General features: G+C 58.8%; 19 protein-coding genes. 14 read left to right on the top strand and 5 right to left on the bottom strand.

Features of this window, described 5'->3' with window-relative positions:
• Positions 1–56 precede the first annotated feature (56 nt).
• On the top strand, positions 57–1259 hold the full coding sequence (locus tag ALP8811_RS10510; protein WP_108857057.1) for an AMP-binding protein: 1203 nt from the start codon (positions 57–59) through the stop codon (positions 1257–1259).
• Positions 1252–2355 carry a thiolase family protein gene (locus ALP8811_RS10505; protein ID WP_108857056.1) on the top strand — a complete coding sequence of 368 codons (1104 nt, stop codon included), beginning with the start codon at positions 1252–1254 and terminating at the stop codon, positions 2353–2355. Before ALP8811_RS10510 ends, ALP8811_RS10505 begins: the two co-directional genes overlap by 8 nt.
• Here ALP8811_RS10505 and ALP8811_RS10500 read toward each other — a convergent pair.
• The gene (locus ALP8811_RS10500; protein ID WP_108857055.1) at positions 2352–3032 is read right to left on the bottom strand and encodes a nitroreductase; all 681 of its coding nucleotides are present in this window, start codon (positions 3030–3032) and stop codon (positions 2352–2354) included. The two genes, ALP8811_RS10505 and ALP8811_RS10500, sit on opposite strands and share 4 nt — an antisense overlap.
• A 404-nt stretch (positions 3033–3436) precedes the next feature.
• Between ALP8811_RS10500 and acs the strand changes: the two genes are divergently transcribed.
• From acs to ALP8811_RS10465, 7 genes are all read left to right on the top strand, one after another.
• Positions 3437–5407: an acetate--CoA ligase gene (acs, locus tag ALP8811_RS10495; RefSeq protein WP_108857054.1), complete on the top strand. Its 1971-nt coding sequence runs from the start codon at positions 3437–3439 to the stop codon at positions 5405–5407.
• A complete protein-coding gene (locus ALP8811_RS10490) occupies positions 5407–6090 on the top strand; it encodes an adenylate kinase (RefSeq protein WP_108857053.1) in 684 nt (227 codons plus the stop codon). Before acs ends, ALP8811_RS10490 begins: the two co-directional genes overlap by 1 nt.
• Positions 6091–6153: 63 nt before the next feature.
• Positions 6154–6414, top strand: a complete 261-nt coding sequence (locus tag ALP8811_RS10485) for a DUF4212 domain-containing protein (RefSeq protein WP_108857052.1) — start codon at positions 6154–6156, stop codon at positions 6412–6414.
• Between the two features lie 15 nt (positions 6415–6429).
• Positions 6430–8217, top strand: coding sequence for a sodium:solute symporter family protein (locus tag ALP8811_RS10480; RefSeq protein ID WP_108857051.1), 1788 nt, complete (start codon positions 6430–6432; stop codon positions 8215–8217).
• A gap of 104 nt (positions 8218–8321) precedes the next feature.
• Positions 8322–10157 carry a putative nucleotidyltransferase substrate binding domain-containing protein gene (locus ALP8811_RS10475; protein WP_108857050.1) on the top strand — a complete coding sequence of 612 codons (1836 nt, stop codon included), beginning with the start codon at positions 8322–8324 and terminating at the stop codon, positions 10155–10157.
• Positions 10158–10184: 27 nt separating this feature from the next.
• The gene (locus ALP8811_RS10470) at positions 10185–10712 is read left to right on the top strand and encodes a hypothetical protein (RefSeq protein WP_108857049.1); all 528 of its coding nucleotides are present in this window, start codon (positions 10185–10187) and stop codon (positions 10710–10712) included.
• The gene (locus ALP8811_RS10465; protein ID WP_306418713.1) at positions 10712–12127 is read left to right on the top strand and encodes a 3'-5' exonuclease; all 1416 of its coding nucleotides are present in this window, start codon (positions 10712–10714) and stop codon (positions 12125–12127) included. Before ALP8811_RS10470 ends, ALP8811_RS10465 begins: the two co-directional genes overlap by 1 nt.
• A 9-nt stretch (positions 12128–12136) precedes the next feature.
• Here the strand turns inward: ALP8811_RS10465 and ALP8811_RS10460 are convergent, their stop codons facing one another.
• Together ALP8811_RS10460 and ALP8811_RS10455 are read right to left on the bottom strand one after the other, a co-directional pair.
• A complete protein-coding gene (locus tag ALP8811_RS10460) occupies positions 12137–12904 on the bottom strand; it encodes an amino acid ABC transporter permease (RefSeq protein ID WP_108857048.1) in 768 nt (255 codons plus the stop codon).
• A 10-nt stretch (positions 12905–12914) separates the two neighbouring features.
• Positions 12915–13643 carry an amino acid ABC transporter ATP-binding protein gene (locus tag ALP8811_RS10455; RefSeq protein ID WP_108857508.1) on the bottom strand — a complete coding sequence of 243 codons (729 nt, stop codon included), beginning with the start codon at positions 13641–13643 and terminating at the stop codon, positions 12915–12917.
• A 127-nt stretch (positions 13644–13770) separates the two neighbouring features.
• On the opposite strand from ALP8811_RS10455, the gene ALP8811_RS10450 reads away from it, so the two are divergent.
• A complete protein-coding gene (locus ALP8811_RS10450; RefSeq protein WP_108857047.1) occupies positions 13771–14547 on the top strand; it encodes a transporter substrate-binding domain-containing protein in 777 nt (258 codons plus the stop codon).
• A gap of 45 nt (positions 14548–14592) precedes the next feature.
• Here the strand turns inward: ALP8811_RS10450 and ALP8811_RS10445 are convergent, their stop codons facing one another.
• Both ALP8811_RS10445 and ALP8811_RS10440 read right to left on the bottom strand, forming a co-directional pair.
• Positions 14593–15708, bottom strand: a complete 1116-nt coding sequence (locus tag ALP8811_RS10445) for a THUMP domain-containing class I SAM-dependent RNA methyltransferase (RefSeq protein ID WP_108857046.1) — start codon at positions 15706–15708, stop codon at positions 14593–14595.
• 52 nt (positions 15709–15760) lie between these two features.
• Positions 15761–16363, bottom strand: coding sequence for a DUF1285 domain-containing protein (locus ALP8811_RS10440; protein ID WP_108857045.1), 603 nt, complete (start codon positions 16361–16363; stop codon positions 15761–15763).
• A gap of 58 nt (positions 16364–16421) precedes the next feature.
• Between ALP8811_RS10440 and ALP8811_RS10435 the strand changes: the two genes are divergently transcribed.
• Genes ALP8811_RS10435 through ALP8811_RS10420 form a run of 4 tightly spaced genes read left to right on the top strand, consistent with a single transcriptional unit; the run spans position 16422 to position 23141 of the window.
• Positions 16422–17426 carry an AAA family ATPase gene (locus ALP8811_RS10435; RefSeq protein ID WP_108857044.1) on the top strand — a complete coding sequence of 335 codons (1005 nt, stop codon included), beginning with the start codon at positions 16422–16424 and terminating at the stop codon, positions 17424–17426.
• Positions 17423–18292, top strand: coding sequence for a DUF58 domain-containing protein (locus ALP8811_RS10430; protein WP_245924616.1), 870 nt, complete (start codon positions 17423–17425; stop codon positions 18290–18292). The genes ALP8811_RS10435 and ALP8811_RS10430 overlap by 4 nt, the downstream gene beginning before the upstream one ends.
• Positions 18289–21054, top strand: coding sequence for a DUF4159 domain-containing protein (locus tag ALP8811_RS10425; RefSeq protein WP_108857043.1), 2766 nt, complete (start codon positions 18289–18291; stop codon positions 21052–21054). The genes ALP8811_RS10430 and ALP8811_RS10425 overlap by 4 nt, the downstream gene beginning before the upstream one ends.
• Positions 21051–23141 carry a DUF7408 domain-containing protein gene (locus ALP8811_RS10420; RefSeq protein ID WP_108857042.1) on the top strand — a complete coding sequence of 697 codons (2091 nt, stop codon included), beginning with the start codon at positions 21051–21053 and terminating at the stop codon, positions 23139–23141. The genes ALP8811_RS10425 and ALP8811_RS10420 overlap by 4 nt, the downstream gene beginning before the upstream one ends.
• Position 23142: the final 1 nt, after the last annotated feature.

Raw genomic sequence — 23142 nt, 5'->3', positions numbered from 1 at the left:
GGGTGGGCTTCTACAAAGGGCGCAGGCTATCGCCAAGAAAAGGGCAGCAAGACGCCATGCGGTTTCGGCAAGACATGCAAAGCACCGTCCACTTTCCGGATGAGGGCGCGCCCGAACAGGCGCGACGCGCGGCGCGCGCTGTGCAGCTTTTAGCGAATGGATTGCGCGACGGGGCTAGTATCCGTGCGCGTCAAGTGACGGGCGATCCGATCGAGGTCTGGCAGGCCGATGATGGGCAGCAGGTGCTGCAATGCCAAAGCTCTGGATCCAGCGGTGCCCCAAAGACCATCCAGCGTCGCCCAGAAAGCTGGATCGCCAGTTTTGAAATCACCCGCCGCCAGTTTGGTGCCGGGGCAGACACACCCTATGCCGTGCTTGGCGATCCCGGGCATTCCTTGGTGCTGTTTGCCATCATCGAGGCGTTTCATCTGGGGGCGGATCTATCCGTGCTCGCGGGCCTGTCGCCCCGTACCCAGCTGCTGGGACTTAAGCGTGACAAGGTACACGTGCTCTATGCCACACCGGCGCAGTTGCGCCTGCTTTTGAAAGCGGACACCAGCCCTCTGCCAGATATGCGGCAGGTCTTTTCTGGTGGTGGAAAACTGGACCAAGATACGGCAACAGCGCTCGCCTGTCTGTTTCCCAATGCCGAACTGCACGAGTTCTTCGGCGCGTCAGAAACCAGTTTCATGAGTATTGCCCCAACAGGTACGCCGGTCGGCTCGGTCGGTCGCGCCTATCCGGGCGTGCAGATTGATCTGCGAGACAGCGATGGGCAACCGGTCGCGCAGGGGGCAGGAGAGTTGTGGGTGAAAAGCCCCTATCTGTTTGATGGCTATGTGGAAGGCGACAGCGTCGATACCAGATGGCAGGACGGCTTCCTGACTGTTGGCGAGATGGCGCGCCTAGACCCAAACGGCTTTCTGTATCTTCTGGGCCGCAAGTCGCGCATGGTCACAGTGGCGGATCAAAATGTCTTCCCGGAAGTGATCGAGACCGTGTTCCACCGTGTAATGCCACGCGCACGTTGTGTGGTGGTGCCGGTGGACGACGCGCTACGAGGGCAGGTGCTTGTCGCCGTGGTGGAAGGGGCTGCACAGCCTGATCTGACGCGCGCGGCCTTGAAGCTATGCCACGATGAGTTGGGCGCACATTCGGTCCCGCGTCAGGTGAGATATATACAAGAGTTGCCGATGTTGCCCGCAGGCAAGCCGGATCTTGTGCGTCTGGGGAAGATAGTAGGAGCGGGACATGAATAACGCTTGGATCGTTGGCGCAAAACGCAGCCCGGTTATCCCGCATGGTGGGGCGTTCGCTGCGCTGGACATCCATGACCTTGCCGCTCCGGTCATTCGTGCGCTTCTGGACAGCGCCGGCATGACTACCGATCAGGTCGGCGAGCTGATCCTTGCAAACGCACTGGGCGCAGGCGGCAATCCGGCGCGGGTGGCTGCACTGGCTGCGGGCCTGCCGGAAACCGTCGGGGGCCTGAGCATAGATCGCCAATGCTGCGGCGGGCTTGATGCAGTGATGCTGGCGCAGTCTATGGTATTGTCTGGCCAGCATGATGTGGTGATCGCGGGCGGGGCCGAGAGCTACTCGCGCAGGCCCTTGCGATACCGAACCTTCGCGGATGGACGTGCGCCGGAACCCTATGACCAAGCGCAGTTCACCCCGTGGCCGGGCCGTGATCCGGACATGGCCGAAGCCGCCGAAGCGTTGGCGCAGACATTGGGGATCACGCGACAGGCGCAGGATGAGTGGGCCGTCGCAAGTCATCAAGCAGCTTTGCAGGCGGACCTCTCGGGGCAGATCGTCACGCTAGAGGGGCAGGACAGAGACGCCTTCACCCGCAACTTGAACGCGCGCCTTTGCGCACGCGCGCCGGTGGTGGCGGGCAGCGTGACTGCCGCCAACATGGCTGTCGCCGCAGATGGTGCGGCGTTCGTGCTTGTCGTGTCGGATCGCGTGGCGCGGACGCTTTCAGCGCCGAAAATCCGGATCGAGGCTGGATCAAGCCTTGGCGGAGCACCCGATCTGCCTGGCATCGCCCCGGTGGTCGCGATCAAGGCCGCATTGGACCGCGCAGGGCGGACGGTTGACAGTCTGACCGTCGCCGAAGTCATGGAGGCGTTCGCCGTTCAGGCCATTGCCTGTCAGGAGGGTGCGGATCTGCCGCGAGATATTGTGAACCCGAATGGAGGCGCTTTGGCTCGTGGGCACCCAATTGGCGCATCCGGTGCGATCGTAGCGGTCGGGCTTTATCATCAGCTTGTACAAAAGGGTGGGGCTGGCGTGGCCGCGATAGCAGCAGCGGGCGGATTGGGCAGCGCGTTGGTTCTTTCTGCCGTTTAATCGTCAAAGCCGTGAAAACTGGTGAACACGTCCAAAGCATCGCGTTCGGTGCGGAACTGGTTCACAGGCGCGGCCTCGTCCTTTTTGCCGATGGCAATGCCACAAACGACCAACTCGTCTTCGGGCAGTTTCATATGGTCATGCACCACATGGGCATAGTTGGCCAACGCCCCAATCCCCGTCGCGCCATAGCCCAGATCCTCGGCCGCCAGCAAAAGCGTCATCAGCGACATGCCCAAATCCATGAAGCACCCCTTGCCCATGCGTCGGTCAATGGTCGCCACCACGCCCACGGGTGCGTCAAAGAAGGCATAGTTGCGCGCAAATTGCGCCCGTCGCCCTGCTACGTCGCGCTTTGCAATCTCCAGCGCCTGATAAAGCGCGTATCCGGCCGCACGCTGCCGGGCTTTCAGGTCAGCCGGCATCGGGATTGGGAAATAGGAATACTCGCTGACAGGCTGTTCGTTGCGATCTAACGCGTCGTGTAAGGCGCCTGTCAGCTCGTCCAGCGCCGGGCCTGTTAGAACGTGGAACTTGCCGGGCTGCAAATTGGCCCCGCTGGGCGCTTTTCGTGCCGCCTGACAGATCTGTTCCAGATCGGTTCTGGGTACCGGATCTTTGGTGAAGGCACGTACCGAATGGCGTCGGGACAGAAGGTCTTGGAATGGGCTTTGCATGATCTGGGATGTGCCTTGCGCCACCGCAGCCTGTCAAGCGCGGGGTGAATCGTTTGAGGATCATTTCACATCCAATAGTTCCGCATTGATGTGTTGTTTTCACCCTTAACGCTTAAAAATGATGCGTTGGGGAAGGTCCGCACGAACAGGTGAAACTGTCAAGATTTTACATTTTTGACCAAGGGTATTTACAAAAATAGTTAGTAATTATAAGTACTTGATGTGGTGAATAAGTACAAAATAACAGTTTACATCGCGTCAGTTAAACAAATTTACACAAAATCTGTTGTTTAGATGTGATTAATCCTCCAGTTTTCAAGGCAAGTTTGGGAATAATCCTATTTGGTGATTTCCCAGCCCGCGCGCTCCGGTCGCGTTTGGAGGAATATCTGGGAGGAACCTGAATGTCGTCGCAAGCTACGGCTGATAAGACCTATGCTCCGTCTGAGGAGTTTGTCTCGAATGCACATATCGATGCTGCAAAATATCAAGAGATGTATGCCGCATCCGTAAATGACCCTGAAGCATTCTGGGCCGAGCAAATGACGCGTCTGTCTTGGACAAAGACGCCGACCAAAATCAAGAACACAACTTTTGCGCACCCCGATGTGTCGATCAAATGGTTCGAAGATGGCGAATTGAACGTCTCGGCCAACTGTATCGACCGCCACCTCGAGACCCGTGGTGACCAGGTCGCAATCATCTGGGAATCGGACGATCCGAACCTCGATAAGAAGATCACGTATAACGAGCTCCACCAGCAGGTGTCGAAGCTTGCCAACGTGATGAAGGGCATGGGCGTCAAGAAAGGCGACCGCGTCGTTCTTTATCTTCCGATGATCCCGGAAGCAGCTTATTCGATGCTGGCTTGTGCCCGCATTGGTGCCATCCACTCGATCGTCTTTGCTGGCTTCTCGCCCGAGGCTTTGGCCGCACGTGTTGAAGGCTGTGGCGCATCGCTGGTGATTACTGCAGACGAAGCCCCCCGCGGTGGACGTAACACCCCGCTGAAAACCAACGTTGATGCCGCTTTGGCTCACGGTGATCTGGGATCGACCCCGGTTCTGGTGGTCGAGCGTACCGGTGGCGACGTGCCGATGGTGGATGGTCGTGACCATTCCTATGCCGCGCTGATGGCTGATGCCTCTGCTGATTGCGCACCTGAGGTCATGAACTCGGAAGATCCGCTGTTCATCCTTTATACCTCGGGGTCGACCGGCCAGCCGAAAGGTGTTGAGCACTGCAGCGGCGGCTACCTGCTTTGGGCAGCAATGACCCAAGAATACGTGTTCGATTATCACGAAGGTGACATCTATTGGTGTACCGCTGACGTGGGCTGGGTCACTGGCCACAGCTATATCGTCTATGGTCCGCTGGCCAATGGTGCGACCACAGTGATGTTCGAAGGTGTGCCGACCTATCCGGATGCAGGCCGTTTCTGGGCCGTGTGCGAAAAGCACAAGGTGAACCAGTTCTATACTGCTCCGACCGCGATCCGTGCCCTGATGGCACGCGGTAACGAATTCGTTGAAAACTATGACCTTTCGGACCTGAAAGTACTGGGTACCGTGGGCGAACCGATCAACCCGGAAGCCTGGAACTGGTACAACGACGTTATCGGAAAAGGTAAATGCCCGATCGTGGATACCTGGTGGCAGACCGAGACTGGTGGTCACCTGTTGACCCCGCTGCCCGGCGCGACTGCGACCAAACCCGGTTCGGCTACCACTCCGTTCTTCGGTGTGCAGCCTGTGATCCTCGAGCCGACCACCGGCGAAGAAATCCACGAGACCGAAGCCGAAGGCGTTCTTTGCATGAAAGACAGCTGGCCCGGCCAGATGCGCACCGTCTATGGCGATCACGAGCGTTTCGTAGCGACCTATTTTGCCGACTACAAAGGCTACTACTTCACCGGTGACGGCTGCCGCCGTGACGCGGATGGCTACTACTGGATCACCGGCCGTGTGGACGACGTGATCAACGTATCGGGTCACCGTATGGGCACCGCCGAGGTGGAAAGCGCTCTGGTCGCTCACGCCAAGGTCTCCGAGGCTGCCGTTGTTGGCTTCCCGCACGACATCAAGGGGCAAGGCATCTATTGCTACGTCACTCTGATGGACGGCGAAGAATATACCGACGAGCTGAAGGTCGAGCTGCGCAATTGGGTTCGTCAAGAGATTGGCCCGATCGCAAGCCCCGACCACATTCAGTGGGCGCCGGGTCTGCCGAAAACACGTTCAGGCAAAATCATGCGCCGTATCCTGCGCAAAATTGCCGAAGACGATTTCGGCGCGCTGGGCGATACTTCGACACTGGCTGATCCTTCGGTCGTTGACGATCTGATCGACAACCGCATGACCAAAGGTAACGCATGATGGACGGCGCAACGACAACCGCCGCGCCCGTTCTGATCCTTCTCGGCCCTCCGGGCGCCGGGAAGGGCACTCAGGCCCGGATGCTGGAAGACAAGTTCGGACTTGTTCAGCTTTCGACCGGAGATCTTTTACGCGCAGCCGTAGCAGCAGGGACCGAAGCCGGCCTTGCTGCAAAAGCCGTTATGGAAGCAGGTGAACTGGTCTCGGACGAGATCGTGATCAACATCCTGCGTGACCGTCTGGCAGATGCCGATTGCGCCAAGGGCGTAATTCTTGACGGTTTCCCCCGCACCACCGTTCAGGCCGAGGCGCTCGACGCCCTGCTGGCGGAAAGCGGACAGAAAATCAACGCAGCCATCAGCCTCGAGGTCGATGACGCTGCAATGGTGACCCGCATCTCGGGCCGTTACACCTGTGGCGGTTGCGGTGAAGGTTACCACGACGAGTTTAAGCAGCCCGCCAAAGACGGCGTCTGCGACAAATGCGGCGGCACGGACATGAAACGCCGGGCCGACGATAACGCCGAAACTGTGGGAAGCCGCCTTGTGGCCTACCACGCACAAACGGCACCGCTCATTGCCTACTACGGGGGCAAGGGCAGCTTGCAGAAGGTCGATGCCATGAAGGCTATCGATACCATTGCAGGTGACCTTAATGAGATCGTTCAGGAAGCGGTCGCATAAGAAAGGGAAGGGCGGGGCCGCATAAGCGCCCCCGTTGGAGGAACTTCAGAGGGAGGAGGCTTCATGGCCGACAACTCACAAAACGACGCATATTGGTCCGCCAACTTGCGCATCATTAAGATCAGCCTAGTGATTTGGGCGATCGTATCATTCGGATTCGGCATTCTGCTGCGCCCGATGCTGTCTGGCATCGCCGTTGGCGGAACCGATCTTGGTTTCTGGTTCGCTCAGCAGGGGTCGATCATTGTCTTCTTGATTTTGATCTTCAACTACGCGTTCCGCATGAACAAACTCGACCGTGAACACGGCGTAGACGAAGAATAAAGGGGCCAGAAACAGATGGATCAGTTTACGATCAACCTGCTGTTTGTGGGTGCGAGCTTCGCACTTTACATCGGCATCGCAATCTGGGCCCGTGCGGGCTCTACATCAGAATTCTACGCCGCTGGGCGTGGTGTTCACCCGGTCACCAACGGTATGGCGACTGCTGCTGACTGGATGTCGGCTGCATCGTTCATTTCGATGGCTGGCCTTATCGCCTTCACCGGCTACGACAACAGCTCGTTCCTTATGGGCTGGACCGGCGGCTATGTGCTGCTGGCACTGCTGCTTGCGCCTTACCTGCGTAAGTTCGGCAAGTTCACGGTGTCGGAATTCATCGGCGACCGCTTCTACAGCCAGACAGCACGTATCGTTGCTGTTGTATGTCTGATCGTTGCGTCGACTACCTACGTTATTGGTCAGATGACCGGCGTTGGTGTTGCATTTGGTCGCTTCCTTGAAGTGGACAACACAACCGGTCTGTTCATCGGTGCTGCAGTTGTTTTCGCTTACGCAGTTTTCGGCGGTATGAAGGGTGTTACATACACTCAGGTTGCTCAGTACGTTGTGCTGATCATGGCCTACACCATCCCGGCGATCTTCATCTCGCTGCAGCTGACTGGCAACCCGATCCCGGCCCTGGGCCTGTTCGGCGAGCACGCTGCTTCGGGTGAGCCTCTGCTGGCGAAACTGGATGCTATCGTAACGGAACTGGGCTTCAACGAGTACACAGCACACCATGCTGACACGTTGAACATGGTTCTGTTCACTCTGTCGCTGATGATCGGTACTGCGGGTCTGCCGCACGTCATCATGCGCTTCTTCACCGTTCCCAAAGTGTCCGACGCTCGTTGGTCCGCTGGTTGGGCGCTGGTGTTCATCGCACTGCTTTACCTGACCGCTCCGGCTGTTGGTGCAATGGCGCGTCTGAACATCTCGGAAATGATGTGGCCGAATGGTGGCATCAACGGTGGTGCTGTGACTGTACAGCAGATCGAAGAAGAGCAGCGTTATGACTGGATGGCCACGTGGCAGAAAACTGGTCTTCTGAATTGGGAAGACAAGAACGGCGACGGCAAAATCCAGTACTACAACGACAAGTCGACTGCTATGCAGGCTATGGCTGCTGAAAAAGGCTGGACCGGTAACGAGCTGACCAAGTTCAACCGCGACATCCTGGTTCTGGCTAACCCCGAGATTGCTAACCTTCCGGGTTGGGTCATCGGTCTGGTTGCTGCTGGTGGTCTTGCCGCTGCGCTGTCAACCGCTGCTGGTCTGCTTCTGGCGATCTCGTCGGCTGTATCGCACGACCTTATCAAAGGTGCGATCAACCCGCAGATCTCGGAAAAAGGCGAACTTCTGTCGGCACGTGTGGCGATGGCAGTAGCAATTGTTGTAGCTACCTATCTGGGTCTCAACCCTCCGGGCTTCGCAGCACAAACCGTGGCACTTGCCTTCGGTCTGGCCGCCGCGTCGATCTTCCCGGCTCTGATGATGGGTATCTTCTCGACCAAAGTGAACAACACTGGTGCCGTTGCAGGCATGATCGCGGGTATCACTGTAACCCTGATCTACATCTTCCTGCACAAAGGCTGGTTCTTTGTTCCGGGTACCAACAGCTTCACCGATGCTGATCCGCTTCTGGGCACAATTAAGTCGACCTCGTTCGGCGCAATTGGCGCAGCGATCAACTTCACCGTTGCTTACGTTGTCTCGGGCATGACCAAGCCGCTTCCGGCAGAGATCAAAGAGCTGGTAGAGTCGGTTCGCGTTCCGCGCGGCGCCGGTTCGGCTCAGGATCACTAAGTTGGTTCTGGCGGGTGGCCCACTGCGGCGACCCGCCCCCTTTTAAATTTGTCCCGTCCGGTGTCATATCGGGCGGGACTAACTTTTGAAGAAGGCAACTAAATATGCCCCTGAGCCAAGATCAGATCTTCCGATTTCTGAAATCCGTTCACCCCTATGACGCCCTGACAGCCGATGTAGTCGAGAAACTGGTGCCGACGCTTCAAGCGCGGGCCGTGTCCGCAGGCGAAAGCATCTATGCATTCGGCGATGATCTGCCCGGCGTGTTCATCATCTACGAAGGTGAAGTCGAGGTCAGTGACGAGAACGGTTCGGTCATGTCGCATCTGGGGCTTCGAAATTCCTTTGGCGAACGTGGGCTGTTGCGGGGCGGCAAGGCCGTGACCACGGCTCAAGCGGTAACAGAGGCAAAGCTTCTGGTCCTGCCAGTGGATCAATTCCACGCCCTGATTGCTGCCGAAGACACTGTTAAACGCTTCTTTGACCGATCGCGTGCGGATCGGGTTTCCAAGCAGGATACTCAAGATCTGGCGACCATTCAGGTGGACACACTGATGGCGGCCAATCCCGTGACCTGCCCGCCCACGACCTCGGTGCAAGAGGCCGCAGTCCTGATGCGCGACCGTCGCGTGTCGTCACTTTGTGTCACTGACGGCGATGCCCTGACGGGTATCCTGACCACCCGCGACATGTCGGGCAAGGTGCTGGCAGTCGCGCTGCCCGTAGAGACCCCCGTGTCGCAGATCATGACGTCGAACCCGATCACGCTTGCCCCGTCCGCCATTGGCTCGGATGTGCTGCACGTGATGATGGAGCGCCGCATTGGCCATGTTCCGATCGTCGAAGGCGGCAAACTGGTTGGTATCGTCAGCCAAACGGATCTGACCCGCTTTCAGGCCGTCAGCTCGGCCGAACTGGTACGCGAGATTGCGCAGGCCGAAACGCCTGAAGAAATGCGTGAGGTTACGGCCCGTATTCCACAGCTTCTGGTGCAGCTGGTCGCCGGAGGGCGCCCGCATCAGGTGGTCACACGCCTGATCACCGACATTGCCGACACCTGTACCCGCCGCCTTCTTGCGCTTGGCGAGGCCAAGCTGGGCCCCGCGCCGGTGCCATACCTTTGGGCCGCCTGTGGATCACAGGGCCGTCAAGAACAAACCGGCGTGTCCGATCAGGACAACTGTCTGATTTTGCACGATGATGTCACTGATGCAGATCGCGACGGATACTTTACCGAGCTTGCTAAGTTCGTCTGTGACGGTCTGGACGTCTGCGGTTATTTCTATTGCCCAGGTGACATGATGGCGACAAACCCGCGTTGGTGTCAGCCCCTTGCGGTTTGGAAAGACTATTTCGACGGCTGGATCGCCAAAGCAAGTCCCGAAGCGCAGATGCTGGCTTCGGTCATGTTTGATTTGCGGGCCATTGCCGGAGATGAAAGTCTCTTCGAAGGCATGCAGAAAGACACGCTGGCGTTGGCAGCTAAGAACTCGATTTTCGTGGCGCATATGGTGTCGAATTCGCTGAAGCACACGCCGCCCCTTGGTCTTCTGCGCGGGTTCGCAACCATCCGTTCGGGCGAGCACAAGAACCAGCTGGATATGAAACATAACGGTGTTGTGCCCATCGTCGATCTGGGTCGTGTCTATGCGCTTCAAGGTGAGCTGAAAGAAGCGAACACTCGCGCTCGGCTCGAGGCTGCGATCCACGCAGGTGGGCTGAGCCAATCGGGTGGGCAGGATCTATTGGATGCTTATGACCTGATTGCCGACACGCGTCTGGAGCATCAGGTCGCCGAAGTCAAAGCTGGCGGTAAGCCGGACAACTATCTGTCGCCCTCGGATCTGTCCGAGTTCGAACGCAGTCACCTACGCGATGCGTTCGTGGTGGTAAAATCCATGCAAAGCGCCATCGGGCATGGCCGTGGAATGCTGGGATAATGCGCGTGCGCAATACGGGAGAAAAGCATGTTCTTTGAAATGGTAGCGACACTTGTTGCAGGCTTTGCAGGGGCAGGGGTCGCACTTCTACTGAACAAACTGACACGGGGTCGCATGCCGAAATGGGCGATGCCGGCAGGGGCGGCCTTGGCCATGATCGTTGCCACGGCTGCGAACGAATATGGCTGGTATGATCGGACGCAGCAAACCTTGCCCGAAGGGTTCAAGATCGTCCAAACGGTTGAAAACCAATCCTTCTATCGTCCGTGGACCTATATCAATCCATTCGTTGAACGGTTCATCGCCGTGGATGAACCGTCACTGCGGACCCACGATGACAAACCAGCCCTGCGCATGGTTGATACCTATTTTCTGGGCCGCTGGTCAGCGCCCGAAAAGATGGTGGTGTTGGCGGACTGTGCCACGGGCAGGCGTGCCCCTTTGATCGACGGCGTGTCTTTCAACGCTGGTGGAGATATTAGCGGAATCGACTGGTTCGCGCCGGGTGAGGGGGATCCGCTGGTCACAGCAATCTGTAATCTGGAGGGATCTTAATGCAAATCCTGACGAAACTGTCTTTGCGCTTTCGGATATTCCTGTTCTTTGCCTTTTTGGGCGCGGCCGCAGTGCTGTTGGTCATTGGGGCGCTTCTGGTGGGTGCCGGGCGTGCCACGCCGGAAGACATCGTCTCGGGCTTTGTGTTTGCGGGGGTTTTGTCCAGTTTTGGTCTGTTGGCGCTGGTTGCTGGCGTGTGGTTCCTGTTTGACGAAAACGTCGCGCGCCCGATTGAGCGTCTGGCATCAGGTTTGCGGTCACGGGCCCACGCGGGAAGCGGTGGCGTAGATACCCATAGCGCGCGTTTTCTGGGCGATCTGGCACCTGCTGCGGAAGCAGTTTCCGAGCAGTTGATGAAGTCCACCATGGATCAGGCCAGCATTGTCGCGGCCGAAACCCGGCGCCTGTCCGACGACAAGGCGCGTCTGACCGCGCTTTTGTCTGAGATCCCGGTCGCTATGGTGCTGATCAACCCGGCCCATCAAATCGTTTTGTATGACCAACAGGCAGCTTCGGTTCTGTCACAAGTCAGTCCCGCCCGCCTGAATGCCTCGATCTTCGACTATTTCCAACGCGGTCCGTTTATGGCGGCGTATGAGAAAATGATTTCGTCGGGGTTGGAGCAAAGCTTTTCTGATTTGTCTGCAGCCAATGGGCTCGAGTTCGATGCTCGTCTGAAACCCCTTGCGCCGGGCGAAGGCTATCTGCTGATGATCGACGAGGCCCATACCACCATCGCGCCCGACGAAGGGCGCCCGGTTGTGTTCGATTTCGACCTGATGGAGGGGCAGGCCACCGATGATTTGATGCAGATGAGCCTGCGTGATCTGATCTATGTGGTGTTTGACACGGAAACCACGGGGCTTTTGCCGCACAAGGACGAGATTGTTCAAATCGGCGCGGTACGCGTGGTGAAAGAAAAGATCGTCCCCGGCGAAGTGATCGACCAGCTTGTTGATCCTGAAATGCCGATCCCGCCGGCCTCGACCAAGGTGCATCATGTGTCCGATATGATGGTGGCAGGGAAACCGACCATTCGCGAAGCTGGCAAGACCTTGCATGATTTCTCGCGCGGGGCTGTTCTGGTGGCCCACAATGCGCCGTTCGACATGGCGTTCCTGCGTCGTCACGCGGATGACTGTGGTGTGGATTGGACCCATCCCATTCTGGATACGGTTCTTCTGTCTGCTGTTCTATACGGCACGACCGAGGTGCATACGCTGGACGCGCTCTGTGACCGTCTTGGCGTGGTGATCCCGCCCGAGCTGCGCCACACGGCGCTTGGCGACGCCCATGCGACCGCCGAAGTTCTGTGCAAGATGCTCGCTATGCTGCATTCCAAGGGGATCGAGACACTGGGCGGCGCGATTGCCGAGGCGAAAAAGCACAAGCGTTTGTTGGAAGACCTGAATTAACGCACGGGGCTAGCGGCTTTCATCCGCCCCCATGCGTCGTTCCAGCCAGCGCACACCGGCCGAGATGATCAGGACCAGCACCAGATATTCTAGGATCAACAGCGTATAGATCTCGAGCGGACGGTATTCCGTCACCACAAGTTCGTTCGCGCGCCGGGTCAGTTCCTGCATCCCGATGACGGATGCAAAGGCCGACATTTTCACGATGTAGATGAACTGGTTGGCCAGCGGCGGCAGGATGCGCCGTACCGCTTGCGGCAGGATGACATAACGCATTGCCTTGGCACGGCTCAGTCCGATGGTCTGGGCGGCCTCGGCCTGACCGCGGGGGACAGCCTGAATACCCGCACGGAAGATCTCGGCGGTGAAGGCGCTGTCAGACAAGGCCAGAGTGATCACAGCCCCCCAGAATGGGTCGATCGAGATACTGATCCCCATACCGCGCATCACGACAGGCAAGCCGTAAAAGACCCAAAACAGCATCGGCAACAGCGGGATTGCACGGATGAACTCGACATAGATTCTATTGGGAAGGCGCAACCAGCGGTTCTGCGCAAAGGCGGGAAGCGCCACCAGAAGCCCGATAATGATCGACGCCACCGCCGCCAGAAGCGAAACTTGGATGGTCGACGTAAATCCTCGCATCAGAAAGCGGATATTGGTCCATCCGGTGTCTGTTGTGGGATCAAGAATATACCAGCCCCACGTTCCGGGCGCAGCCGAGCAGGCGGATAGAAGTAAGATCGGCGCGAGAAGAGCGATTGTTCGAAAAGTCATATCAGCCCCCTCAATGCTTAAGAATTTTGTCTAAGAAAAGTGCGAAACGTTCAGATTTGGGTGCTTTAAACACCTGCTCTGGCGCCCCTACCTCGACGATCTCGCCCCCGTCCATAAAGGCAATCCGATCCGCGACGCGCCGCGCGAAGCCCATCTCGTGCGTTACACAGATCATCGTCATTCCATCGGCGGCCAGATCCTCCATGACCTCCAAGACTTCTGCAATCATCTCGGGATCCAGCGCAGATGTCGGTTCGTCGAACAGCATTAGCTTGGGTTCCATGCACAAAGCACGTGCGATGGCGACACGCTGTTGCTGGCCGCCAGACAGTTGGGATGGGCGTTTATCGGCCTGTTCTGGGATGCGTACCCGATCCAGATACCGCCGTGCGCGGTCCTCGGCCTTGGCGCGTGACAAGCCAAGTGCCTTCACCGGTCCAAGCGTCAGATTATCCAGAACCGATAGATGTGGAAACAGGTTAAAGCTTTGAAACACCATACCAATATCGCCAGGCTTCTGCGCGTTCATCGTTCCACCCTGCAAGTGGATATCGCCTTCCTGATGAGCTTCCAACCCGGCAAGCAAACGCACAACAGTAGATTTTCCGGATCCGGACGGACCGCAAATAACCAGTTTCTCGCCGACATCAACGGTCAGTGAAATATCCCGCAGCACCTGAAAGTCGTCATACCATTTTGAGACGCCCGTCATCTGAACAGCGATGTTTGTCTGTTTCATGTTCTGCACTTGTTCCACGCGCTGTTTTTTGTTCAACTCATTGTGACCGATGATCCATTCCGGATACGATCCCGTAATCTATATGAATGAAAACTCGTATTTATAACCACCAAAAGGACAAGGTGTGATGAACTTTTTGAGAACTCTCGGTGCAGGGCTGCTGGCTTTGACAACACTGACCGGCGCCGCCTCGGCACAATCCGCGTTGAACGAAGTCCTTTCGGGCGGAGTTCTGAAGGTGGGGACGACGGGTGATTGGAACCCGATGTCGGTGCGTGATCCGGCGACCGAGAGCTATAAGGGGTATGACATCGACGTCATGACCGAACTTGCCAAAGACCTTGATGTTGAACTGGAGTTCGTACCGACCGACTGGAAAACGCTGGTGAATGGCATTGTTGCCGGGAACTATCATATGACGGGGTCTGCCTCGATCTCGCCCTCGCGGATGAAAGTTGCTGGGTATTCGGACCCGTATATCTCGGTCCAGATCATGCCGTTTACCACGAACGACAAGTTGGCTGGCTTTGATGGCTGGGATGCAATCAACAAGCCTGAAGTGAAAGTGGCGACCACGCTGGGCACGTCGTTTGAGAAGATGGTGAAAGAGTGGTTCCCGGACGCGGATATCAAGGTGGTTGAGGCCCCGGCGCGTGGCTATCAAGAAGTACTCTCGGGCCGTGCAGATGTCTTCATCACCTCGAACATCGAAGGGGCGACGCTGACACAGAAGTTCCCGCAAGTGACAGCCATTCCGGTGGCCACGCCGCGTGCACCGACCCCGATTGCGATGCTGTTGCCGCAGAACGATCAGGTCTGGATCAACTATGTAAACAGCTGGATCAAGCTGAAGCAGGAAAAGGGTTTCTTCGACGAAACTGCTGCGAAATGGGGCCTGAAGTAATCAGGCCTTCATAAATAAAAAAGGCCGGGGTGACCCGGCCTTTTTTCATCGAAGCGGTGCAGTTTGGTACAGCTTCACCTTGGTCCCGCCATGATCGATAGGGGGGCCGGGGGGCAGAAACGGCAGGCCCGTCGCCTTGGCCAATCCACCATCCGAGGTAATGATCGCCACGCGCCACCCTTTGAACCGCTCCAGAAATACTTTGCCCATCGTGCCATAGAGCGCGAAGAGCAGTTTCTTGTTGCCGATCCGCGCCCCGTAAGGCGGGTTCACGATGATCAGGCCGGGTTCGGTGTCGGGACGTTCAATGTCGCTGATCGATGCTTCGGTGAACTGACATACGGCCGCCACACCGGCGCTTTCGGCATTCTTTCGGCTGTTGGCAATGGCACCGGCATTCCGGTCGGACCCGAAAAAACGAACATTTTCCGGCAAACCTGGTGCATCTGAACCTTTCAAGTTCTGAAAAGCTCTAGCATCAAAGCTTGCAAGCTTTTCAAAGGCAAAGCTGCGATCACGACCTGGCAGAATTCCAGCCGACATCTCTGCGGCCTCAATCAAAAAAGTACCCGATCCGCACATTGGGTCCAGAACCGGCGTTTCCCCGTCAAAGCCTGCGGCACGCAGGAACAACGCCGCCAAATTCTCGCGCATCGGCGCCTTGCCGGTCGCAGTTTTGTGGCCGCGCTTGTGCAGGCTTTCGCCCGAGCTGTCCAAACTGATGGTCACAAGGTTGTCGTCGATCCGAACTTTAATCACCAACGCTGCATCTTTGCTGATCGGTGCGCCGAGAGTTTCGGAAATCGCGCGTTCGACCCGCTGGGCAGCACCTTTGTGGTGATAAATCTTCGAGCGTTTGCAGACGGCCTCGACGCGTACGGGTTCGTCAGGGCGCAGAACGTCGCCCCACGGAAACTTGCGTGCACGTTTATCAAGCTGTGCCATATGGAACGCGCGAAACTCGCCCAGTCGGACAAGTACGCGGGTCGCGCCGCGCAACGTCAGGTTGGCGCGCCAGACCTCGGACCAGTTACCACGCGTCGTGACGCCGCCGGGGCTGACCGTGGGTGTGGGAAAGCCAGCTGCGCGGGCCTCGTCCGCCAAGACCGGCTCCAAACCGGGGGGGGCGACAAGGAAAATCTCAAGATTATCGGTATTCATGGGGCCTTCTAGCCCAAAGGCCGCGGTGCGGCGAGCGAAATGCGCAGGCCACTTATCGCAGCTCGTCCGTGGGAATAAGCGGAAAGAACTGCCCGTCGGACCAGACGCCAAACCATGATGCGCCATCGTGATCTTCGGCCACGCCTTGTTCAATCAGACGATAGAAGGTCTTGCGATCAATCAAAGCCTCAAGCCCGGCGCGGACTTCGACATAGGGGCAGGGGGTCTCGAACGTGCACCCCAGTCGCAAGGGGTGATCCGGGCCAGCGGTCACGCCGTCGCCCACATGCGTGGTAAAGGTCAGTCGCTGATCTCGCCCTTCGCCGGTCACGGTCATGTCGGTGGCCACAAAGGGCGCGTCTTCGACGGTGATGCCCCATTTTTCGACCGGCGTTACAAGGAAATACTTCCCGTCTTCCAATTTCAGGATGGATGAAAATAACCGTACCAGAGCTTCGCGACGAATTTCGCCGCCTTCGTGAAACCAAGTGCCATCGCGGGCGATGCGGATGTCAATTTCGCCGCTGTACTCCGGTGTCCAGAGATGCACTGGAGGCAGTGATTTCCCAGCCTCAGACCCGATGGCTTTCGACAGGGCATCGGCGTCAAAGGGCCGAGTTCCCGCTGCTTTTCCAGAGCTTGGCGAATTTGTCATTTGGTCCCCATCTGAATCTGGCCTTTAATGTACTTAGTGTTCACGCAAAGGAATTGCCATGCAGACGGATGATTTACTGGGCGATGTGGAAGACCTTGGCAGCAAACTTGCCGAGGCGCGCAAGATGGTTGGTCGCAAAATTATGGGCCAGGATCGTGTTGTGGATCTGACGCTAGCTGCCATTTTGGCCGGTGGGCATGCTTTGCTGATTGGTTTGCCGGGGCTGGGCAAGACCCGACTGGTCGAGACCTTGGGGACGGTCATGGGGCTGCATGACGGGCGCATCCAGTTCACGCCGGATTTGATGCCCTCTGACATTCTGGGGGCCGAAGTGTTGGAGGAAAGCGACAGCGGCGCGCGGTCGTTCCGTTTCATCAAAGGTCCGGTGTTTTGCGAACTTCTGCTAGCTGACGAGATCAACCGCGCCAGCCCACGCACCCAGTCGGCGTTGCTTCAGGCGATGCAGGAACACGAGGTTTCGGTCGCGGGGCATACCCATGATCTGGGCGAGGTGTTCCACGTGCTGGCCACGCAAAACCCACTAGAGCAAGAGGGTACCTATCCTTTGCCCGAGGCGCAGCTGGACCGGTTTCTGGTGCAGATTGATGTGGATTATCCGGATCGTGATGCCGAACGGGACATTCTGTTGGCCACGACAGGGACCGAGGACGCAAGCGTTTCGCCTATCTTCAGTCGCGCCGAGTTGATCGCCGCGCAGACGCTTTTGCGCCGAATGCCCGTGGGCGAAAGCGTCGTTGAGGCTATCTTGGATTTGGTCCGTGCCTGTCGCCCCGATGATCCCAGCGCGCCGCAGATTGTGCGCGACAATGTCAGTTGGGGGCCGGGCCCTCGTGCCACGCAGGCGCTGATGTTGCTAGCACGGGCGCGAGCGCTCTTGGATGGGCGCTTGGCACCGGGGATCGACGACATTCACGCGCTGGCGGCTCCGGTTCTTAGTCATCGTATGGCCTTGGGCTATGCCGCACGGGCCGAGGGGATAGACCTGCCTGATGTCATCGGGCAAACGGTTGCTTCTGTACTTCAAACAGAGGTCGCGGCGTGACCGCCCAAGGCGCTCCGGTCCAGCTTCGGTCCCGTGCCGAAGCCTTGGCGGCGCGCCTTCCGCCCCTACTTGTGGCGGCGCAGCGCTTGGCGCAGTCGGTCGAAATGGGCGAGCATGGGCGGCGACAATCCGGGCAGGGCGAGGCATTCTGGCAGTTTCGTCGCGCGCAGCCGGGGGATCCGTCCCACCGCATTGATTGGCGTCGCTCGGCGCGATCCGACCGGCACTATGTTCAGGAAAAGGAATGGCAGGCAGCACATTCAGTTCAGATCTGGGTGGACCCGTCCCCGTCGCTTGAATTTACTTCAGACGCGAAGCTGCCTGAAAAACGCGATCAGGCGCAGATGATCGCGCTTGCGTTGGCGTCCCTGTTGCTGCGTGGCGGGGAACGGGTCGGTCTTCTGGGCAGCGGACACGCGCCGGGACGTGGGCAGATGGCTCTGTCGCGCATAGCCGATCAGGTGTTGCGCGCAGATGCCCCCTTGAAGGATGCCTTCGCAGTGCCCCGCGCACGGCAGGTCGTGTTCTCAGACTTTCTAGCCCCCCTAGACGCCACACGCGCTTTCGTTCGCGCCGCGCAAGATCGGGGCCAGAAGGGGGTTTTGTTTCAGGTGTTAGACCCGATGGAAGAGGTGTTTCCCTTTCATGGCCGGGTTCTGTTTCAGGATGTGGGTGGCGCAATACGTCATGACACGCGCGAGGCGGCGGATCTGCGTGCCCGCTATCTGGACCGACTGGCACGACGCAAGGCCGAGCTTTCCGAACTGGCGAAATATGCAGGGTGGCGGTTTCACAGCTATCACACACAAGACCCGGCAAGCGCGGCCCTACTTTGGCTGTGGAATGCTATCGGAGGACCAAAGTGAGCGTTCTCGGCATAGGTTTTACCGCGCCCTTGCTTTTTCTGGGGCTGATCGCACTGCCGGTGATCTGGTGGCTGCTGCGTGCCGTGCCACCTTCGCCCCGCAAGCAGGTTTTCCCGGCTGTCACGTTGCTTTTGGGGCTGGAAGACAAGACGGCTCAGGCGGATCGTACCCCGTGGTGGCTTTTACTTTTACGACTTTTGGCGGTGGCTGCGATGATCATCGGATTTGCTGGGCCTGTTCTTAATCCGGATGACACGCCGGGCAGGTCTGGACGGCTTTTGATCTTTGTCGATGACTTCTGGCCCGCTGCATCGGACTGGTCTGAGCGAGTGCAAGTGATCGAGACCCGGCTTGAGAAAGCGCAGGCTTCTGCACGTCCAGTAGCGATCCTTATGGCAAGTTCTGTTGGGCGTACCGATGTCGATCAAAGCACCGTTTGGCAGGCTGCGGATGCATGGCGATCCTCGTTGCCGGGACTGTCTCCGGTGGCGTGGGATGCGGAGTACGCTGGGGATGAAGATTGGTCACAGGCGTTGGGCCGCACAGATATTTTGTGGGTTTCAGACGGTGTTCAACGTGTGGGACGCCCTGAGCTGATTTCACATTTCGAACAAGTGGGCCAACTCGAAGTCTTAGAACCGGCCTCGGCTCGGCTTGGCCTTCTGCCCGCTACATTGGATGGCGGGGATGTGGTGCTTCCGGTCCTGAGTTCCGGTCCCGGCCCCATCGACGCACTTACGATAGAAGCGCTTGGTCCTGACCCGGAAGGGGTCGAGCGTGTGTTGCTGTCAGTCCCTGTGACGTTCGAAAGCGAGGCTGGCAGGGCCGACCTTCGGATGACCGTCCCAAGCGAATTGCGCAACCGGATCGACCGTCTGCAGATTGCGGATCATCGGGCTGCCGGGGCTGTGACCCTTGCCGATGACAGCCTGCGCCGCCGCCGGGTTGCGCTGTTGAATACAGTAGGTGAGCGCGAAGGGTTAGAGCTTCTGTCGCCGCTTCATTACCTGCGCGAGGCGTTGGCGACTACCGCCGAAACGGTCGAGCTGCCCGCATTGTCTGAACTGATCAAGGCGGGCCCTGATGTAATCGTCCTGCCGGATGTGGCGAGCTTTTCGGATGCGGATCGAGATGCCCTGACCGATTGGGTTACCCAAGGTGGGCTGCTGTTGCGGTTTGCGGGGCCACAACTGGCGTCTGCGGATCTGGGGCAGGGGCTGGAAGACACCCTACTGCCGGTGCGGTTGCGTGCTGGCGGGCGGGTGGTCGGTGGCGCGATGAGCTGGGGCGACCCGCGCGCGCTGGCGCCGTTCCCGGAAAACTCGCCCTTCTTTGGACTGCCCGTCCCGAATGATGTGCAGATCGAGGCGCAGATACTGGCCCAGCCCGGCCCGGATCTGGCCGAGCGTACGATTGCCACCCTGTCTGACGGTACCCCGATCGTAACCCGACGTGCGCTGGGTGCAGGGCAGGTGGTGTTGTTCCATGTCTCGGCCAATGCAGAGTGGTCCTCGTTACCGTTCTCGGGGCTGTTCGTGCAGATGCTGGAGAGATTGGCGGTGTCGTCTCAAGGCAGCGCGCGTGATGGTGTCGCGCTGGAAGGAAGCACTTGGGTGGCGACACATGTTTTGGACGGGTTCGGGCAGGTGTCACCGCAAGATGCTGCGGCAGGTGTGCCGGGGCCAAAATTGGCGGATCCCGCCGGACCTGACCTTGCGCCGGGGCTGTATGCAGATGGTGATCGGGTGCAGGCGGTGAATGTGCTGCGATCTGACAGCGTGCTGGAGCGCGCCGAGTGGCCCACGCATATTACGCCGCGCTGGCAGATCGAGGATACCCGGAAAGAGTTCGGCCCGTGGCTGTTGGCGTTGGCGCTTATGTTGGGCGCGCTGGATGTTCTGCTGACGCTTTGGCTGGCCGGTCGCCTGCTGCCAGCCGCGCGGAAGGTCGCGACGGGGGCGATTGTGGGGCTTTCCATGCTTGCCATGCCGCATTTGGCTGACGCGCAGACCGACACCTCGCCCAGCGTGTTGGACGCGGCCAGCATTGTCACATTGGCCTATGTGCAAAGTGGTGATCCTGCTGTGGATCAGGTGGCGCAGGCCGGTTTGCTGGGCCTGTCCGACCAGCTTTTTCTGCGCACCTCGGTCGAGCCTGCGCGCCCTGTGGGGATCGATATCGAGGTTGATGACCTCTCGGTCTATCCGATGCTTTACTGGCCCCTCATCGACACGACACCGATCCCCAGCCCCGATGCGATCCTGCGCCTGAAGCGTTATCTGGCAGCCGGGGGTTTGATCTTGTTTGACACACGCGATGCTGGCACCGGGGGGGACTCTGCTGCCAGTCGCCGCCTGCGCGCGGTGGCGCTGCCGCTGAATTTGCCGCTGTTGGATCAGGTGCCGAGCGATCACGTATTAACCCGCAGCTTCTATCTGTTACAGGAATTTCCCGGCCGCAATCGCGGCCCTGTCTGGGCGGAAGCCCCGCCTCTTGATGCCGAACGGGCCGAAGGCATGCCCTTTCGCAATCTGAATGATGGCGTGACGCCGGTGATCGTTGGCGGCAATGACTGGGCTGGGGCCTGGGCTATCCGCGACGACGGGCGGCCAATGTTCCCTGTCGGACGCGGGCAGGCGGGTGAAAGGCAGCGCGAAATGGCGGTGCGGTTCGGCATCAACCTTGTGATGCATGTGCTGACCGGAAATTACAAATCCGATCAGGTCCATGTGCCCGCGCTTTTAGAAAGGCTCGGGGAATGAGTGCGCTGTCGCTTCAGTTCGCGCCCGGCCTGCCGTGGCTGGTGATCGCCATACTGGCCGTGCTGGCAAGCGCGTCGCTTGTGGTGGCTTTGTGGCGTGGACTGCCCGGTTGGGCGCTGCGCGCGGTGGCTGCGCTTGTGCTTCTGGCGGCACTGTGTGGGCCGTCACTTCAGCAAGAAGAACGCGATCCGCTGACAGATATTCTGTTGGTGCTCGAGGATGACAGCGCCTCGCAATCCTTGTCAGACCGCTCAGCGCAGAGCCTTCAGACGCGCGAGGGAATGATGGCGCAGATCGCTGCAAGGTCATCACTTGAACCAGTATTGCGCAGCCTTTCAGACCTTGCGCCTGAAGGCGACGGTGCGGATGAGGGGACGCGTCTTATGACCGCCTTGAAGAAAGCTGTGGCTGAGCTTCCAGCGAACCGTTTGGCGGGTGTGGTTCTGATCACGGATGGTGTTGTGCATGATGTACAGAATACGCCCGGATTGTCTGTCCCGCTGCATGCCATGATTTCGGGTCGTGCAACGGACTGGGATCGGCGGCTAAGCGCGGTGGATGCGCCAGCCTTTGCCATTCTGGGCGAAGAAATCGAGTTGCGCCTGAGGGTCGAGACCCTTGGCAACACCCCAGACGCGCTTCCCCCTGCGTTTCTTTCCGTGTCGCATGATGGTGCGCCAATTGCTGACGTGCCTGTGATCGAGGGGCAGGACATCGTGGTGCCGCTAACGTTGGAATATGCGGGCCGAAATCTGATCCATGTGACCCTGCCTGTGGAAGAAGGTGAACTGACCGGGCGTAACAACGAAGTGGTGATCGAACTGAATGGCGTGCGGGATCGTCTGCAGGTGCTTTTGATCTCGGGAACGCCACATCCAGGCACGCGCACTTGGCGCAATCTTTTGAAGTCTGACAGCGCCGTGGATCTGGTGCATTTCACAATTCTGCGCCCACCGGACAAACAAGATGGTGTGCCGGTGAGCGAGCTGAGCCTGATCGCATTTCCCACGCAGGAACTGTTTATCGAGAAGATCGATGAGTTCGATCTGATCATCTTTGACCGCTACCAACTGCGTGGCATTCTTCCCGGAGGCTATCTGACCAGCGTGCGCGATTACGTACGACGCGGCGGGGCGGTATTGATCGCGGCAGGGCCATCATTGGCCAGCGCCGATAGCATCGCACGCACTGGGCTTTCTGATATCCTGCCTGCCATGCCCACAGGGCGTCTGTTCGAGGTTCCGTTCCAGCCTGATGTGACCGAAGACGGGCAGCGCCATCCTGTGACCCGCGAGCTGTCCCAGCACGCACCTGAAGGGGGGTGGGGGCCGTGGATGCGCCATGTCGAAGTTACACCACACCGCGGCCACGTCATTCTGTCGGCTGCGGACGATGCGCCTCTTCTGGTGGTCGACCGCAGCGACGAGGGGCGCGTGGCCTTGCTTGCCTCGGACCACGCATGGCTTTGGGCGCGAGGGCATCAGGGCGGAGGGCCGCAGCTGGAATTGTTGCGCAGGTTGGCCCATTGGCTGATGCGCGAACCCGAGCTGGAAGAAGAAGCGCTGTCCGCTGTTGCAACCGATGAGGGGCTTTTGATCAGGCGCAACACGATGCTGTCCGATTTGCCCGAGGTGACTGTGACCACCCCAGCCGGAGAGGACGTGGCCGCGACGTTGACCCAAGGGACACCGGGGGTGTTTGAAGCGCCCTTTATCACCGACGCGACCGGGCTTTTCAGTGTGACTCAGGGCGAATTATCAACCGTTGTAGTCCGAGGCGCGGCGACCTCGGTCGAGTTCAGCAATCCCCTCGCGCGCAGCGACGTGATACAACCCGTATTGGCCAATACCGGTGGGACCGCGAAGCGGATTGAAAATGGTCTGCCCAGCTTGCGGGCCGTGCGTACTGGTCAGCCAGCCTCGGGGAATGGGTGGCTGGGCTATACCCCCCGCGAGGCCTATGTCACCACAGCGATCCGCTTGCGCCCCTTGGCACCTCAGTGGGCCATGTTGCTTTTGGCCGCCGTGGCTCTGGTTTTTGCATGGCTTTGGGAAGGTCGTGGTGGTGCGGTACGACGCGACATCTGAA

It is taken from the genome of Aliiroseovarius pelagivivens (assembly GCF_900302485.1).
Taxonomy (GTDB): domain Bacteria; phylum Pseudomonadota; class Alphaproteobacteria; order Rhodobacterales; family Rhodobacteraceae; genus Aliiroseovarius; species Aliiroseovarius pelagivivens.
This window is presented reverse-complemented; position numbering and strand designations above follow the sequence as displayed.